At 64.2% G+C, this 15,699-nt stretch carries 16 protein-coding genes; 8 read left to right on the forward strand and 8 right to left on the reverse strand.

The genetic code is table 11. From position 1 onward, the window contains the following. Positions 1-43: 43 nt before the first annotated feature. The 8 genes from AC2CGW_RS23485 to rluD all read right to left on the reverse strand — a co-directional run bounded on the left by AC2CGW_RS23485 (position 44) and on the right by rluD (position 8,545). Positions 44-688, reverse strand: coding sequence for an MBL fold metallo-hydrolase (locus tag AC2CGW_RS23485; RefSeq protein ID WP_186667608.1), 645 nt, complete (start codon positions 686-688; stop codon positions 44-46). 28 nt (positions 689-716) lie between these two features. Continuing rightward, complete coding sequence (locus AC2CGW_RS23490; protein WP_411383779.1) at positions 717-1,031, reverse strand: type II toxin-antitoxin system ChpB family toxin; 315 nt, start codon at positions 1,029-1,031, stop codon at positions 717-719. A 29-nt stretch (positions 1,032-1,060) separates the two neighbouring features. Next, positions 1,061-1,315: an AbrB/MazE/SpoVT family DNA-binding domain-containing protein gene (locus AC2CGW_RS23495; protein ID WP_186667606.1), complete on the reverse strand. Its 255-nt coding sequence runs from the start codon at positions 1,313-1,315 to the stop codon at positions 1,061-1,063. Between the two features lie 168 nt (positions 1,316-1,483). Next, positions 1,484-2,176 (reverse strand): sensor histidine kinase, encoded by a 693-nt coding sequence (locus AC2CGW_RS23500; RefSeq protein ID WP_484574683.1) that lies wholly within the window; start codon positions 2,174-2,176, stop codon positions 1,484-1,486. After that, positions 2,173-3,780, reverse strand: a complete 1,608-nt coding sequence (locus tag AC2CGW_RS23505; protein ID WP_186721965.1) for a tetratricopeptide repeat-containing response regulator — start codon at positions 3,778-3,780, stop codon at positions 2,173-2,175. The genes AC2CGW_RS23500 and AC2CGW_RS23505 overlap by 4 nt, the downstream gene beginning before the upstream one ends. Positions 3,781-3,935: 155 nt before the next feature. Beyond that, positions 3,936-6,653 (reverse strand): winged helix-turn-helix domain-containing protein, encoded by a 2,718-nt coding sequence (locus AC2CGW_RS23510; protein WP_411383778.1) that lies wholly within the window; start codon positions 6,651-6,653, stop codon positions 3,936-3,938. A gap of 192 nt (positions 6,654-6,845) precedes the next feature. After that, positions 6,846-7,586 (reverse strand): peptidoglycan editing factor PgeF, encoded by a 741-nt coding sequence (gene pgeF / locus AC2CGW_RS23515; RefSeq protein WP_484574684.1) that lies wholly within the window; start codon positions 7,584-7,586, stop codon positions 6,846-6,848. Next, a complete protein-coding gene (rluD, locus tag AC2CGW_RS23520) occupies positions 7,583-8,545 on the reverse strand; it encodes a 23S rRNA pseudouridine(1911/1915/1917) synthase RluD (RefSeq protein WP_186667601.1) in 963 nt (320 codons plus the stop codon). The genes pgeF and rluD overlap by 4 nt, the downstream gene beginning before the upstream one ends. 147 nt (positions 8,546-8,692) lie before the next feature. On the opposite strand from rluD, the gene AC2CGW_RS23525 reads away from it, so the two are divergent. The 8 genes from AC2CGW_RS23525 to AC2CGW_RS23560 all read left to right on the forward strand — a co-directional run bounded on the left by AC2CGW_RS23525 (position 8,693) and on the right by AC2CGW_RS23560 (position 15,661). Then, positions 8,693-9,712 carry an outer membrane protein assembly factor BamD gene (locus AC2CGW_RS23525; protein ID WP_186667600.1) on the forward strand — a complete coding sequence of 340 codons (1,020 nt, stop codon included), beginning with the start codon at positions 8,693-8,695 and terminating at the stop codon, positions 9,710-9,712. Positions 9,713-9,808: 96 nt separating this feature from the next. Continuing rightward, on the forward strand, positions 9,809-10,039 hold the full coding sequence (locus tag AC2CGW_RS23530) for a PP0621 family protein (RefSeq protein WP_484574685.1): 231 nt from the start codon (positions 9,809-9,811) through the stop codon (positions 10,037-10,039). Positions 10,040-10,221: 182 nt separating this feature from the next. After that, complete coding sequence (locus AC2CGW_RS23535) at positions 10,222-10,986, forward strand: FadR/GntR family transcriptional regulator (RefSeq protein ID WP_186667599.1); 765 nt, start codon at positions 10,222-10,224, stop codon at positions 10,984-10,986. A gap of 91 nt (positions 10,987-11,077) precedes the next feature. After that, the gene (locus AC2CGW_RS23540) at positions 11,078-12,280 is read left to right on the forward strand and encodes an ABC transporter substrate-binding protein (RefSeq protein WP_484574686.1); all 1,203 of its coding nucleotides are present in this window, start codon (positions 11,078-11,080) and stop codon (positions 12,278-12,280) included. Positions 12,281-12,345: 65 nt separating this feature from the next. After that, positions 12,346-13,206: a branched-chain amino acid ABC transporter permease gene (locus AC2CGW_RS23545; RefSeq protein ID WP_411383775.1), complete on the forward strand. Its 861-nt coding sequence runs from the start codon at positions 12,346-12,348 to the stop codon at positions 13,204-13,206. 3 nt (positions 13,207-13,209) lie between these two features. Further along, complete coding sequence (locus tag AC2CGW_RS23550; RefSeq protein ID WP_484574687.1) at positions 13,210-14,214, forward strand: branched-chain amino acid ABC transporter permease; 1,005 nt, start codon at positions 13,210-13,212, stop codon at positions 14,212-14,214. Then, positions 14,214-14,966: an ABC transporter ATP-binding protein gene (locus AC2CGW_RS23555; RefSeq protein WP_186721957.1), complete on the forward strand. Its 753-nt coding sequence runs from the start codon at positions 14,214-14,216 to the stop codon at positions 14,964-14,966. The genes AC2CGW_RS23550 and AC2CGW_RS23555 overlap by 1 nt, the downstream gene beginning before the upstream one ends. Next, positions 14,966-15,661 (forward strand): ABC transporter ATP-binding protein, encoded by a 696-nt coding sequence (locus AC2CGW_RS23560; RefSeq protein ID WP_063542818.1) that lies wholly within the window; start codon positions 14,966-14,968, stop codon positions 15,659-15,661. Before AC2CGW_RS23555 ends, AC2CGW_RS23560 begins: the two co-directional genes overlap by 1 nt. Positions 15,662-15,699: the final 38 nt, after the last annotated feature.

A 15,699-nucleotide genomic window follows, 5' to 3' on the forward strand; every position in this document is an offset into this window, starting at 1 on the left:
GCCAGCCTTGGATTGCAGCGACGCGGAAAAATTCCATGAAACTTCATGCCCGCACGAACGGATTTTCACGCATCTCTTCGCCGAGGCGAGTGTCCGGACCATGGCCGGTCACCACGATCGCCTCTTCATCCAGGCGGTACAGCCGCTCCTTGATGGAACGAACGATAGCCCGTTGATCGCCCCCCCACAAATCGGTGCGCCCCACGCCACGCCGGAACAGAGTGTCGCCGGCGATCAGCAGCTTGTGTTCGGCAAACCAGAAACTCATCGAGCCCGGCGTATGCCCGGGTGTGTGCAGCGCCACGCCACAGCCGCAGGCCAGCGCCTCGTCATCGGCGAGCCAGCGGTCGGGGGAAGGGACGGGCGTGTAGGGCACACCGAACATCTGGCACTGCATCTCCAGGTTGTCCCACAGCGGCTGGTCGTCCTTGTGCAGGTGCAAGGTCGCACCGGTCAGCTCCTTGAGCCTGCCGGAGGCCAGGAAATGATCGAAATGGGCGTGGGTATGGATGATGCTCACCAGCGTCAGGCCATGCTGTTGCAGGCGTGCGAGAATCTTCTGCTCGTCGCCACCGGGGTCGACGACGATGGCCTTCTTGCTGACCGGGTCGCCGATCAGCGTGCAGTTGCATTGCAGGGGGCCTACGGGGAAGGTTTCGCGGATCAGCGATACAGGGATATGGGTCATGGGAGTCCAGCTCCAAGCGACTTCACGCTCATTCGAATAAGGTTTGTACGCGCGCCAGCGCATCATCGATGACGGCGTCGGGAACAGACTCGATACGCCGGGCACCAGACGCCTCGAGATCCATCGTACGCAACTGGTTGCACAACACCACGCCCTGGGTTCGCGTACCTGCCCCGCTGAGCGTGACTGCAAACCCGGCATGCCGGGTGAAATCCCCACCTTGAGTAATCGGGACGACCACGGCCAGGCCCGCGGTATTGTAGGCAGCCGGCGTCAGTACAAGCACCTGGCGCATCGCACCTTGCTGCTCGCGACCGACCACAGGCTCAAGATCGACTCGCACAATATCGCCCCTGGCGAATCCCGCCCGCCTCATACCTCACGACCGACAGGACGAATGGCGTTCCACGCCGCGAGCTCATCCGGCTCAGGTGCATCGAGATCGCACTGGGCCATCAGATCCTCAAGCTTGTACTTGGGTTTTGATCGGACGGGCTTGAAAACCAGCGACCCGGTGGCGGTATCCAGGCAGAGGACGGAGCCCACGCTCAGGCGCATCTGCTTGAGAATGGTCGATGGCAGGCGAATGGCAGCACTGTTGCCCCATTGTTGAATCTTGACTTCCATAAGTATCTCCAAAGGTAGATACATAGTAGAAACCCTCCAGATGATTGCAAGTAACTTGTAGAAACAACGTGTCTACATTGTCATCTGAAGCGCTGCTTCTGAAGTCATGAAACCGAGGTCAGGAGCTATCCCACAACGCAGTGGGAAGTGACACTCAAACAGCCAGAGTCAAGGCAAATACAACCTGAACAACCCGCCACCCAGCGCACCACCGTTGGCGATTTCGATCCGCCCGCGTACGCCGTTGCGCTCGTGCAGGGCGGCGATCCTGGCGGCGAAGTACAGGCCAAGGCCGGTGCTGCCGCTCTGCTGGTCGATGCCCTGCACGTAGTCCTGCTGTCGCTCGAGCATGCGCTGTGGATAACCGGGACCATCATCGTTGACGCTGATCACCAACTGCTCGCCCTCCTCCTCGATACTGATCAGCAACGTATGCCCGGCATAGCGAATGGCGTTGGTCAGTACGTTGGCGACCACCGAGGCGACCAGTTCGCGGTCGAAGAAGCCCAGCGGGCTTTCGGTGTCGATGCGCCAGGTCGCCAGCACGTCGCGGTGGCGGATGACTTCCTGATGCGCCGCCAACTGGGCTTCGACGAAATCCTCGAGCTCGTGGTAGTCGGGGCAGATCGGCAACTGGTTGATGCCCAGCTTGTACAACCCCAGCAATTGCACCAGCATCCCGTTGAGGTGGCGGAACTCATGCTCCATCACCCCTTGTTCGCTGCCACTGCGGGCCTGTTCGGGCAAACGCGCCAGCCACTGATCGTGGGCCTGGATCAGCGCCGAGAGCGAGTTCTTCATGTCGTGCACGGTGGAGGCGATCACCGTCGAGAAATCCAGCCCCTGCTCATCCCGGCTCATGCGCCGAACACCCGCACGTGCAGCTTGCGGTAGCGGTCGAAACGGCTGTCGCTGGCGGGGATGCCAGCCACGCTGTTCAGGCAGTTGCGACATTCCTGCATAAGCGACTCCGACGGACTTTCGCCGCCGATACGCAGCAGCGCCTGGGCGGTATTGAGGGCAATGCTGATGTTCTTCGGTTGCAGCGACAGGGCCTTGCGAAACATCTCCAGGGCCTCGTTCAACTGGCCGCCCTGATAGCTGCGCACCCCTTGGCGGTTGAGGTCGACAGCCTCGGTGACGGCTCCGAGCACCGTCGGATCGTCGGTGACCTTGGCCACGCTCTGCATGACTTTCGGGTCATCCCCGTAGGTTTCCACGCACCCCTTGAGAATCGAAGTCCCGGCCGACTCCTGCCCCAGGTCCTTGAGCTGCTTGGCCACGGTCAGCGCGGCATCGACCGAGAAGAACTGATCCATCTTTTCCAGACGCTGCATGGCCTGCTCGGTGAGCTTGGCCGCGGTTTCCGCATCGCCGGCCTGCTGCAGGCTGGCAGCCTTCATCAGGCGGGCGCGAACTTGCAGGCCCTGGTCTTCGGTGTGTTCCTTGGCAACTTCGCTGAGCACGGTATTGATCTCGACCCGCGTACGCGCATCGAGGCCATTGCCGGCGTTCTTGTTCATCAGCGCCTGGACCAGGCCCAGGTTGCTCTCGGCGCTCTTGTAGCGCGAGCTCTGCCCCTGGCTCACGGCGTGCCGGTAGGCCTTGGATGCGCCTTCGTAGTCTTCGTTGTCCAAGGCCAGCTTGCCCAGCGCCGCCTGGCGCCGTACCGCCAGCGGTGACAGGCGCACGGCTTCCTCGAGCATGTGCTGGGCGCGCTTGTTGTCGCCCTTGGCCACCAGCACTTCAGCCAGCCCGTCGTAAAGCCCTGGCATGATCGGGAAGGCCTTGAGCGCCTGCTCATAGACGCCCTGGGCCTGTTCGTACTGGCCACGCTTGTGCATCAGGCTGCCCAGCGCCGCATACACCCAAGGCTGCGGGCGGCTGGCCAGAATGTTGGTGAGAAACTTTTCCAGGTCGTCGAAGCGATTGAGGTCGCGCAGTGCATCGGCCCGGTAGCGCAGGCACAACGGCGCGAAACGCGGATCCTGCTTGCACAGCTCGGCGCAGGCCGCCAGCACCTCGGCCGGGCGCCCACGGTCCAGCGCCTGGAGAATCGGCTTGAGCAAGGTCTTGCGCTGCACCAGCTTTTCCAGGCGCTGCGCCAGGCCCAGGCGGTTGAACGGCTTGGTCAGATAGGCATCCGGTTCATGCTCGATGGCGCTGAGGACAATCGACTGGCTGCTTTCGGCCGTGACCATGATGAACACGCATTCATGGCTGATGAGCTTGTCCAGCAGCAGGTCCTCGAGCACCTGCTGACCATTCTTCTTGCCATCGCCCAGGTGGAAGTCCTGGAGGATGAAGTCATAGCGCTTCTGCGCGCACATGCGCAGGGCCTGCTCGCCGCTGTCGGCAGTATCCACGTCGCGCACACCCAACTCGCGCAGCATGGAGCGCGTCGAGGTGCGAAAGTCGGTGAAGTCGTCGACGATCAGAAAGCTTTTTTGCCCATACTGCAGCATCAACACGACCTGTATTGAGAAGAAGTGGAAAAAGGCCTGCGGCGACTGGGCCCGGCGAATGCTGTATCGGCCGGGCGGCGGGAAAGATGAGACCGGGAAGTCAGCGCATGACGAGATAGTGGCAACTAGCCATCATTTTAACTGCAAGGCGCTTTCTAGACCAGCAGGCCCAGCGACTTGGCCCGTGCCACTGCTTGCGTGCGGCGCTCCACGCCCAGCTTGCTGTTGATATGGCTGGCGTGGGTCTTGACGGTATGCAGGGAGATGAACAGGCGCTCGCTGATCTGCTGGTTGGAGCAGCCTTGCGCGATCAGTTCCAGTACCGCCAGCTCACGGCCACTGAGCGCCTCATTGTTGGCCATGCTGACAGGCTGGGTTTGTGGCAGGCGTGCCAGCAGTTCGGCCTGTGCCGGGCACGCAGGGCTTGCCGCGAGCTGCTCGCGCAACCATATCGGGCGCTCCTCCAGCAGCCGCTGGAAAGCGTGCAATGCCCCGCCACGCGCAGCCTCGAGTGCTTTGGCCAGCAACTTGCCCGCTTCCTGTTCGCGCCCCTGCGCCAGCAACAGATCAACCAACTGACACAGCGCGCTGACCGCCAGCATCATTCCACCACTGGCCTCCCCCTGTGCCACCAGTGCCCGCAGGCGCTGCTCGGCGGGCTCCGGTCGTGCCAGGGTGCGCTCCAGCAACGCTTGTTGCAGCTCGATATGCAGTGGCAGCAATGGATGAAATTCCGGTGCAGCGGCCGGTTGCTCTCCGCCGTAGGTCTGCCCCAGGCGCAGCAGCCAGGACTCGGCAAGGTCGGTGCGGCCCTGGGCCAGCCAGAGTTCGCACTTCACCAGCGTGATCATGGCCAGGTAGAAGATCGGCGGCACGTCCCAGATGTGCATCAGCCGCTCGGCCTCGGCGAGCTCCGCAAAGGCCTCGGCGAAGCGCCCGTCGCGCCCCTCCAGCGAGGCGATCACGCAATGGCCGATCAGCACACTGATATCACGGCACGCCCGCGCTTCGCTCAGCCCGGCGCGCAACCGCGCCCGCCCCTGGCCTGGTTGCAGGCGCGAGGCATACAGGTAGCCTTCGTAGAGAATCAAGCGGGCGCGCACGGCGTACAGGCGCTGCCCCGACAACCCCTGCAGACGCTGCAACCCCTGACGCACCTCGTCCAGGGCGCGCAACACCTCGCCGCGGGCGTGCAATACCCTGGCGCGATCGTAATGGGCCAGGGCCTCGAACAATGGATTGCCAACACGCTGGGCCAACTCCAGCGCCTCACGGTTCCAGCCCCGCGCCCGCCAGAAGTCACCGTCGGCAATGGCCAGGTTGGACAGCGTCGACAGGCACACCAGACGCTGGCCATAGCGCTTGCAGGGCAGGCTCTGCAGGGCCTCCTCGCAGTAGGCCAGGGTGCGCTCGCGATCGCCGCGGCCGCGCGCGATCACGCCGCTGAGCGCCAGCCACTGGGCGAGCATGGATTTCTGGGCGGTCGCCGAGGGCGCTGGGAGGAAACGGCTGAGATAGGCCGCCAGTTCTTCGGCAGCATCCAACTGGCAGGCCAGGCCCAGTGCCCAGCTGTACAGCACGATCAAGCGTGGCGTACTGATCAGCAGGCTGTCAGGCAGGTCCATCTTCCAGCGCAACAGCATGCCGACGTTCTGTTCGGCCAGCAGTTGCTCTTCGGAAAGGCTCTGCACCAGATCGGCGGCGACATCCAGAGAACCCGCACGCAAGGCTTGCTCCACCGCTTCGTCGAGCAGCCCCTGGCGCTCGAACCAGCGACAGGCACGCAGATGCAGCGCCGCCGAAGGCTCGCTGGCCTGGCGACTGCGCAGCAGGTCGGAGAACAGGTGGTGATACCGGAACCAGCGACCGTGCTCATCCAGCGGCACCAGGAACACCTGGTGAGCCTGCAGGTAACGCAGGATGGCCGCGCTGTCCTCGCGCTCGCGCAGGGCGTCGCACAGTTCGATGCAGAAGCGCTCCTGGCAGGCGGTGTCATAGAGGAAGGCCTGGACTTCTACCGGCAGGATCTCGATGACCTCTTCGAGCAGGTAATCGCGGATCAACCCTTCACCACCGTGCAGCGCCTGGGGCAAGGCATGGTCCTCGCCAGACTCGCTGGTCGCCAGTTGCCAGAAACGCAGCCCGGCGACCCAGCCGTCGCTGCGCTGGATCAGGTTGTCCAGCGCCTGACCACGCAGGCCGGTGGGCTGGCGGCCAATCACGGCGAGGGCTTCGTCGGAGGTCAGGCGCAAGTCTTGTTCGTTGAGTTCGGCCAACTGGCGCGACAGGCGTAGCCGCGCCAGATGCCAGTCGGGGCGCTGACGGCTGGTGACCAGCAATGCCAGACCCGGCGGCAAATGGTTGAGGAAGAACTGCAGGCAGCGATCGAGAACCGGCCCCTGGGCAAGATGGTAGTCATCCAGCACCAGCAGCAGCGGCGTATCGCTATTCAGGTAGAGCGCCAGCTCGTCGAGCAGGCTGTCGAGCCATTCTTCGAAGGCGAATGGCTGATGGCGCTGGCGCATCTTCAGCAAGCCCATGGCCTGACCACCCAACGCCGGGCAGAACTGCTGCAAGCCTTCGAGCAGACGCTCGAGGAAACGACCGGGGTCGGCATCGCGCTGGCTCAGGCCCAACCAGAGGCTGCGCCAGTGGCTGGGCAACTGCTGGCAGAACTCGATGGCCAGCGAACTCTTGCCGAACCCCGCCGGTGCGTTGACCAGCAGCAGCCGCCCATCCAGACCCGCTTCGAGACGCTGGCACAAGCGCGCGCGCAGCACATGCCCGTCCGGCAGCGGTGGCCGGAAGAAACGCCCGTCCAGCAGACCCAGGGCCTGGCTGGCGACTCCATGCGTACGGGACAAATCTGTCATGGCCGACTCGTTCTGGTTGGAAGATCACGGCGGTACGGATTGTTGCGAGACTAACGGCTATTGCGGCGCATTTGAAGAAAATCGAAACGCTTGAGAGGGAAAAGACTACGACAAAAAGCAACAACACTGATGGACATCAGTGAGATCTATTGCACGGCATAGCACAGACCGCCCCGGCAAGGGCGCAAAGGCTCAGCGAGGTTCGACCCAGACCAGCGAGGCGAAACGCCCGCCCTGTGGGGTGCGTCGATAGGAGAAGAAACGCGGATCGCTGACCGTGCAGAAACCGCCGCCATACACGGCCGTCACGCCGCGCGCGGCCAGACGGATACGCGCCAGGGCATAGATGTCGGCGATCAGCTTGTCGGGGCGCTCGCCCGCGACGAAGGCACTGGCAGCCTCCGGATGCACGGCGGTGAAAGCATCGCGCACTTCCAGGCCCACCTCGAACGCTTGCGGGCCGATGGCAGGGCCCAGCCACACCAGCACCTGTTCAGGTGCCAGCGCCAGACGATCAAGGGTGGCTTCCAGCACGCCACCGGCCAGCCCGCGCCAGCCCGCATGGGCGGCCGCCACACGCGTGCCGGCACGATCGCAGAACAGCGCGGGCAGGCAATCGGCGGTCATCACGGTACAGGCGATACCAGGCTGGTCGGTCCAGCTGGCATCCGCTTCGGCCACCACGGCCGGATCGGCGTCGGCCACGACCAGGCCATGCACTTGCTTGAGCCAGGCCGGCTGGATAGCGAATTCATCGCCCAGGCGGCGGCGATTCTCGGCAACCGCCGCAGGGTCGTCGCCCACGTGGTCACCCAGGTTGAAGGTGTCGTAGGGCGGCAGGCTGACGCCGCCCTCACGCGTGGTGACGCAAGCGCGAACCGAGGCCGGGGCCGGCCAGTCGGGGAAGATCAGCGATTGCGTCAGCTCGCTCATCCGATGAAGCTCTCGCGGTCCTGGTCGAGCAGCGACAGCAGCCACATGAAGTCGTCCGGCAAGGGCGATTTCCACTCCATGCGCTCACCGGTCGTCGGATGGTCCAGCGCCAGGAAGCGTGCGTGCAGCGCCTGACGCGGGAAATGCTTGACCGCCTCGACCATGGCCACGCTGGCCGCCGGCGGGATGCGGAAGCGACCGCCGTAGGTCTGGTCACCCACCAGCGGGAAACCGACATGGGCCATGTGCACACGAATCTGGTGGGTACGCCCGGTCTCCAGCTTGACCCGCACATGGGTGTGCGAGCGGAAGCGCTTGAGCACGCGATAGTGGCTGACCGCCGGCTTGCCGCCATCGGTGACCGCCATGCGCTGACGCATGCCGCCGTGGCGACCGATCGGTGCGTCGATCTTGCCACCGGCCGTCACCACGCCAACCACGATGCATTCATAGATGCGGCTGACCGAGCGCTTCTGCAGTTGGTCGACGAGGTTGGTCTGCGCCTGCAGCGTCTTGGCGACCACCATCAGACCGGTGGTGTCCTTGTCCAGGCGGTGGACGATGCCGGCGCGCGGCACGTTGATGATGTCCGGCACATGGTGCAGCAAGGCGTTGAGCAGGGTCCCGCTGGCATGCCCGACAGCCGGGTGGACCACCAGCCCGGCAGGCTTGTTGATCACCAGGATCTGGTCGTCTTCATAGACGATGTCCAGATCGATCTCCTCTGCCTCCCATTCACCCTGGGCCTCCTGTTCGGCCTCCAGGGCGAGAACGGAGCCGGTGTGGACGGTATCGCGCGGGCGCAGCACCGCACCATCGACGGTCAAGCGGCCTTCCTTGATCCACGAAGTCAGGCGCGAACGCGAGTACTCGTCGAACAATTGGGCGGCGACCTGGTCGAGGCGTTGGCCGCCCAGCTCGGACGGGACCTCTGCACTAAGTTGAATGATCTCGGACATGCTCGAATCGATGGGCTTACAGCCTTTGGTTTCAGCTGCGTGCTTGTGGTTAAATACGGCTTCTTTTGCCCCGGGGTTGGCCGGGGGCGCTCATCATAACAGGACGGCACCGCCCAAGACAGCGGCCGTCAAAGGACGCAAGCCGCCATGCAAGTGAAACACCTGCTGCTGATCGCCATCCTCGGGCTCACTGCTGCCTGTTCCTCGAACAAGGAAGTCATTGACGAGAACCTCAGCGAAGCCGAGTTGTACCAGCAGGCGCAGGCCGACCTGGACAACCACAGCTACACCAGTGCCGTGAACAAGCTCAAGGCCCTGGAATCGCGCTACCCGTTCGGCCGCTACGCCGACCAGGCCCAGCTCGAGCTGATCTACGCCAACTACAAGAACACCGAGCCGGAGGCCGCCAAGTCTGCTGCCGAACGCTTCATCCGCCTGCACCCGCAGCACCCGAACGTCGACTACGCCTATTATCTGAAAGGCCTGACCTCGTTCGACCAGGACCGCGGCCTGCTGGCGCGCTTCCTGCCGCTGGACATGACCAAGCGTGACCCGGGCGCGGCGCGCGACTCGTACAACGAGTTCGCCCAGCTCACCAGCCGCTTCCCCAACAGCCGCTACGCCCCGGACGCCAAGCAGCGCATGATCTACCTGCGCAACCTGCTGGCCTCCTACGAAATCCACGTCGCCGACTACTACCTGAGCCGCGAGGCTTACGTTGCCGCCGCCAACCGTGGCCGCTACGTGGTGGAGAACTTCCAGGAAACGCCATCGGTTGCCGACGGCCTGGCCGTGATGACCGAGGCCTACCAGAAAATGCACCTGGACGACCTGGCCGCCACCAGCCTGGAAACCCTCAAGCTCAACTACCCGAACCACCCGAGCCTGGTCGACGGTCAGTTCGTACCCAAGCAGAGCGAGTCCGACGGTCGCTCCTGGCTGTCCAAGGCTACCCTGGGCCTGATCGAGACCGACACCCCGCTGCCACCGGGTGAAACCCGCGCCAACCAGGACGTGGTCCGTCAGTTCAAGGACGCCCGCTCGGAAATGCCGGCCGACCTGCTGCCCAAGGACGAGAACGGCGATCCGATCCTGCCGGCTGGCCCCAAGGAAGCCGAAGAGGATCGTTCCTGGTTCAGCTACCTGACCTTCGGTCTGTTCGACTGACAGATCGCGCAACGACAGAAAGGGAGGCCCAGGCCTCCCTTTTTTCATGGCCGCGTCCTAGACTGTGGCCTCTTCATTCACGACAAGCTGGACACCATGGTTCGTCTACTCTTCTGGATCGCCCTGATCGCCGCCGCGTTCTGGCTGTGGCGCAAATTCAAGATCAGCCAGCAATCACGCCCCGAGTCACGCCTCGAAGACCCCTTGACCATGGTGCGCTGCGCCCATTGCGGCGTACACCTGCCCAACGACCGGGCGCTCAAGCTCGGCAAGGACTGGTACTGCAGCCAGGCCCACCTCGAGCAGGGTCCTGGCCGACAAGGCTGATTGCCGACAACTGGCTCCCCCCAGTGCAGGAGGGGGCCAGTTTTCAGATTCCTGGGCAAGGCCCGCTTATCCCTCCCCGACCCTTTAGCTCCATTTGCGACCCCTCTCCCCCGCCACCATTGACCCTGCCCGACAAAACTCGCTAAATCCTATTTATCCGCATAAATATGAAAAATAGCGAAATGCTCAAGCCCAAACGCAAGCGCCAGAAGCTCTCGGACCTGATCGTCGAATCGGTCAAGCGCTCGATCGTCACCGAAGCCTTGCGCCCCGGTGATCGCCTGCCCACCGAACGCGAGCTGATGGAGCACTTCGAGTGCTCCAAAGGGACCGCCCGCGAGGCGCTCAAGGCCCTGGAGGTCGAAGGGCTGGTCAACACCCGCACCGGCCCGACCGGCGGGGCCTATCTCGCTGAAGTGGGCACCGAGCCGGCCAGTCGCGCGTTGCGCAACTACCTGCACTTCCAGCATCTGGACGGCGAACAGGTCTACCAGTTGCGCAAGGTCATCGAGGTCGAGTTGGCAGTGGCCGTGATGGGGCAGCTCAGCGACGCCGACTATGCCGCACTGCAGGCCAACATCGACTTCTGCAGCACCCCGGAAGACAGCGAGCAGGGCCAGCGCGAACAGCGCCTGGCGGAAATCGAGTTCCACACCTTGCTGGCACGCCGCTGCCCCAATCCGCTGCTGCGCTTCATGGCGGTGTTCCTCAACGACCTGCTGCGCGACCTGGTGGTACTGAAGAAGGCCTACCTGCCCAAGCGCCAGCAGTTCGCCGCGGCCAACATCGACTACCACAAGCAACTGCTGGTCGCCCTGCGCGCCAGCGATGAAAAGGCCGTGCGCCGGCTGATGCACGAGCACATGTGCGACGCCGAACATCACATGACCGCGCTGGAGGGCGAGGTCGAACGCAACTTCCTGCTGGAGTTCGAGCACCACCACTGATCCAGCCTGCACAGAGGCCTGCCTACAGGCCCCGCCGTACCCGCTTTGCCATTGCCACTCCTGCCTAATAACCAGAATCAAGGAGTTATCCATGCAAAGACGTACCCTGCTCAAGGCAGGTCTTGCCCTGGGTGCCCTCGGCAGTCTCCCCCTGGGAGCGCAGCGGGCATTCGCCGAACAGCCGCTGGTCTTCTACGGGCTCAAGTCGATGTCCGGCGCCTTCGCCAGCTACGGCAAGTACGCCGACATGGGCTCGCGCCTGGCCATCGCCGAGCATCCGCAACTGCTGGGGCGGTCGCTGCAGTACAAGGTCATCGACACCGAAGGCAATGCCGGCAAGGCCGTGCGCAAGGTCCAGGAAGCCATCGGCCAGGACGGTGCGAGATTCTTCCAGGGCTGCACCCTGTCTTCCTCCGCCCTGGCCGTGTCCAAGGAAATCAACAAGGCCGGCGGCGTATTCATGACCCCGGTCGGCGCCGACGAGATCACCGGCAAAGATTGCAATCTCTCGACATTCCGCTGGTCGGTGCCGACCTACGGCGCGATTCGCGAAACCCTGGTGCCGATGATCCGCCAGCTGCCGCAAGCCAAGCGCTGGTACACCATCACCCCGCAATACGTGTTCGGCGATGCGCTGCTGGACAATGCGCGCAAGGTTTTTGCCGAGTTCGGTGTCGAGCACATCGGCAACAGCTACCACTCGCTGCAGGAACAGGAGTTCTCCGGGTACCTGACCAATGCCATCGCCGCCAAGCCCGACGTGCTGGTGCTGCTGAACTTCGGTAGCCAGTCGTCCAACGCCCTGCGCCAGGCAGTCAACTTCGGAATCAAGGAGCGGATGAAGGTGCTGCTGGTCTGGTCGGCAGGGCTCGACCAGTTCCAGGAGCTGGGCAGCGATGTGCTCGAAGGGGTCTACCTGGGCGCCCAGTACTGGCATCAGGTGGATACGCCGCTGAACAAGGCGCTGGTCGCCGCCACGCAGAAGGCCTATGGAATCAACCCTAACTATCCGCTGGCCGCCGACTACATCGGCACCAAGGTCATGCTCGACGCCATCGTCCAGGCTGGCACCTTCGACGGCGCCAGCGTCGCCAGGGCCTTGCAGGGCATGCGCTTCCAGGGCCCGACCGGCGAAGAGCTGATCCGCCCTGGCGACCACCAGGTGCTCAAGGACTACTACCTGCTGCGCGGCAAGCCCCAGGGTCAGTTGCGCGACGAGGACGACCTGGCTGAAGTCATCAGTTCGGGCCGCTCGTTCGTTGAGGTCGATCACACCGGTTGCGCCCTGGCCTGAGGCCGCGCCGCCAGTCAAACACACCTGTACAGGCAGCCGCGCCGCGCGCTGTCGAGGGCACGCTCATGCTCGAATTGTACCTGTTCCAACTGCTCAACGGCCTGGGCCTGGGGATGATCTACTTCCTCATCGCCGTAGGCCTGACGATCATTTTCGGCCTGCTGAACTTCGTCAACTTCGCCCACGGCGCGTTCTTCCTGCTCGGCGCCTACCTGTGCTACACCGCCGTGGCCCTGACCGGCAACTTCTGGCTGGCATTGCTGATCGCCCCGCTGGTCGTGGCAGTGCTGGCCTGGGCGGTGGAGCGCCTGCTGATCAAGCGCATCTACCATCTGCCGCACACCTTCCAGATCCTGGTCACCCTGGGCATCGCCCTGATCATCCAGGAAGCCTCGGTCCTGATCTGGGGGCCGGTGGGCAAGAACATCGCCGTACCGCCGGAGCTCCGTGGCGTGGTGATCCTGGGCGACTTCATCTACCCCTACTACCGCCTGTTCCTGATCGGCTTCGCCGCGCTGATCGGCCTGGCCTTGTGGCTGCTGCTCGAACGCACGCGCTTCGGTGCCCTGGTACGCGCCGGCAGTGAAAGCACCGAAACCGTGTCGCTGCTGGGCACCAACATCTTCCGCCTGTTCTCCCTGACCTTCGCCCTCGGTGTGGGCCTGGCCGGTGTCGCCGGGGTGCTGTTCGCGCCGTTGCGCGGTGCCCAGCCCTTCGTCGGCCCGGAGATCCTCGGCATCGCCTTCGTAGTGGTGGTGATCGGCGGCATGGGTTCGTTCGGCGGCGCGCTGGTGGGTGGACTGCTGGTCGGCGTGGTGCAAAGCATGATGACCAGCCTCTGGCCGCAAGGCGCCAGCCTGATGATCTACGGGGCGATGGCCGCAGTGATCCTGGTCCGTCCCTATGGCCTGTTCGGGAGAGCATGATTGATGAGCGAGAAGAATCCATTACCGGTCGGGCCGCGCGCGCCCGTCCTGCTGTTGCTGGTGGTCGCCAGCCTGGTGCTGCTGCCGCTGGTGCTGCCTTCGGCCACGCTGGCCACCGAGATCCTGATCTTTGCCCTGGCGGCGCTCGCCTGCAACCTGCTGCTGGGCTACACCGGCCTGCTGTCGTTCGGCCAGGGCATTTTCTTCGGCGTGGGAGCCTATGGCGCGGCACTGCTGATGATCCATCTGAAATGGGGGCTGTTCGCCGCGCTGCTGGGCGCTGCGGTATTCGGTGCGTTGCTGGCGCTGCTGGTCGGAGCACTGGCGATCCGGCGCAAGGGCATCTACTTCGTCATGCTGACCCTGGCCTTCAGCCAGATGACGTACTTCCTGGCCTACACCCTCAGCGGCTGGACCGGTGGCGACAACGGCCTGCTCGACGTGCCGCGGCCGAATATCGAGGTCTTCGGCCACGTGCTGGTCGACCTGGCCGACCCTCGGCACTTCTATGCCTTCGTCGCTGTGCTGTTCCTGCTGATTTTCGCCTTCGCCTTGCGGGTGATCCGCTCGCCCTTTGGCAGCACCTTGCTGGCGATCCGCGAGAACGAGACCCGCGCGGCGGCGATCGGCTACGACACCCGCCACTTCAAGATCCTGGTGTTCATGCTGTCCGGCGCCATCACCGGTATCGCCGGGGCGCTGTACGCCATGCTGCTGCACTTTGCACCGCTGTCGAACATCGACCTGATGATGAGCGAGAACATCCTGATCATGACCATCATCGGCGGCACGGGCTCGCTGTTCGGCTCGCTGCTGGGGGCCGGCGCCATCGTGGTGCTGGGCGACGTGCTGTCGGAGCTGTGGCCGCGTTGGCTGATGCTGCTCGGGCTCATCCTGATCCTGGTGGTGGTGTTCATGCGTGGCGGCCTGTGGGGCGGCCTGGCCGAGCTGGGCAAGCGCCTGCGTCCGGGGCGTACGTTGTCGACCAAGACCAAGGAGACCTTGTGATGAGCGAGTTCCTGCTGGAAACCCGCAACCTGGAGCTGGCCTACGGGCCGTTCCGCGCAGTCGGTGGTGTCGACCTGAAAGTCCGCCCTGGCACCATCCACACGGTCATCGGCCCCAACGGCGCCGGCAAGACCAGCCTGTTTCACTGCCTGACCGGCGAACGCCAGGCCACCGCCGGCAGCATCCTGTTCAATGGCCGCGACATCGTCCGCAAGCCCTCCCATGGCCGCGTGGCGCTGGGCATGGCGCGCTCGTTCCAGCTCACCAGCCTGTTCCAGAACCTCTCGGTACGCGAGAACCTGCGCCTGGCCGCCCAGGGCCGCGATGGCCTGGGCGCGCTGAACTTCTGGCGTAGCGTCGAGCACAAGCGCAGCCACTGGGACACCGCCGACCAGGTGCTCGAGCGCCTGAAACTCACAGGCCGTGCCGACACCCTCGCCGGCGAACTCTCCCATGGTCAGCAGCGCGTACTGGAAGTCGGCATGTCGATCTGCGCCAAGCCAAGCCTGCTGATGCTCGACGAACCCACCTCCGGCATGGGCATCGACGACATTCCGCTGATGACCGAGCTGATCAGCGATCTGGGCCGCGACCACACCGTGCTGCTGATCGAGCACAACATGAGCATCGTCATGTCGATCAGCCAACGCATCACCGTCATGAGCCACGGCCAGATCCTGGTCGAGGGCACCCCGGAATTCGTGCGCAACGACGAACGCGTGCGCACCGCCTACCTTGGAGAGGCCGCCTGATGCTCAACGTCGACTCGATCCATTCCTACTACGACAAAAGCCACGTGCTCGAAGGCGTCTCCCTGCAGGTCGGTGCCGGCGAACTGGTGACCCTGCTGGGGCGTAACGGCGCCGGCAAGACCACCACCCTGCGCAGCATCCTCGGCATCGTGCGGCCACGCCAGGGCCAGATCAGCTTCGATGGCCAGCCTCTGGTCGGCCGCGAAATCTTCGATATCGCCCGCCGGGGCATCGCCCTGGTGCCGGAGCACCGCGGCATCTTTCGCCAGCTCAGTGTCGAGGAAAACCTGAAGATCGCCACGCGCAAGGAGAGCCGCTGGCAACTGCGTGACGTCTACGCGATGTTCCCGCGCCTGGAAGAGCGCCGCCGTAACGGCGGCTTCGCGCTGTCGGGTGGCGAGCAGCAGATGCTGGCGATCGCCCGGGCCCTGCTCAATGGCCCGCGGTTGCTGATCCTCGATGAGCCGACCGAGGGGCTGGCGCCGGTGATCGTCGACGAGTTGGTGAAGATCCTGCGGCGGATCAAGGACGAGGGCCTGTCGATCCTGCTGGTGGAGCAGAACCTGATGGTCTGCGATGCCTTGGCCGACCGTCACTACGTGCTCGAACAGGGTCGCGTGGCCTACCAGGGAACCGCCGCACAGTTTCGCGACGACCCGAGCATCAAGAACCGTTACCTGGCGCTGAGTGCCTGATTTCAGGCATTGCTCTGTATCGGCCTCTTCGCGGGCAA

Source organism: Pseudomonas sp. SYWMCR5 (assembly GCF_057197165.1).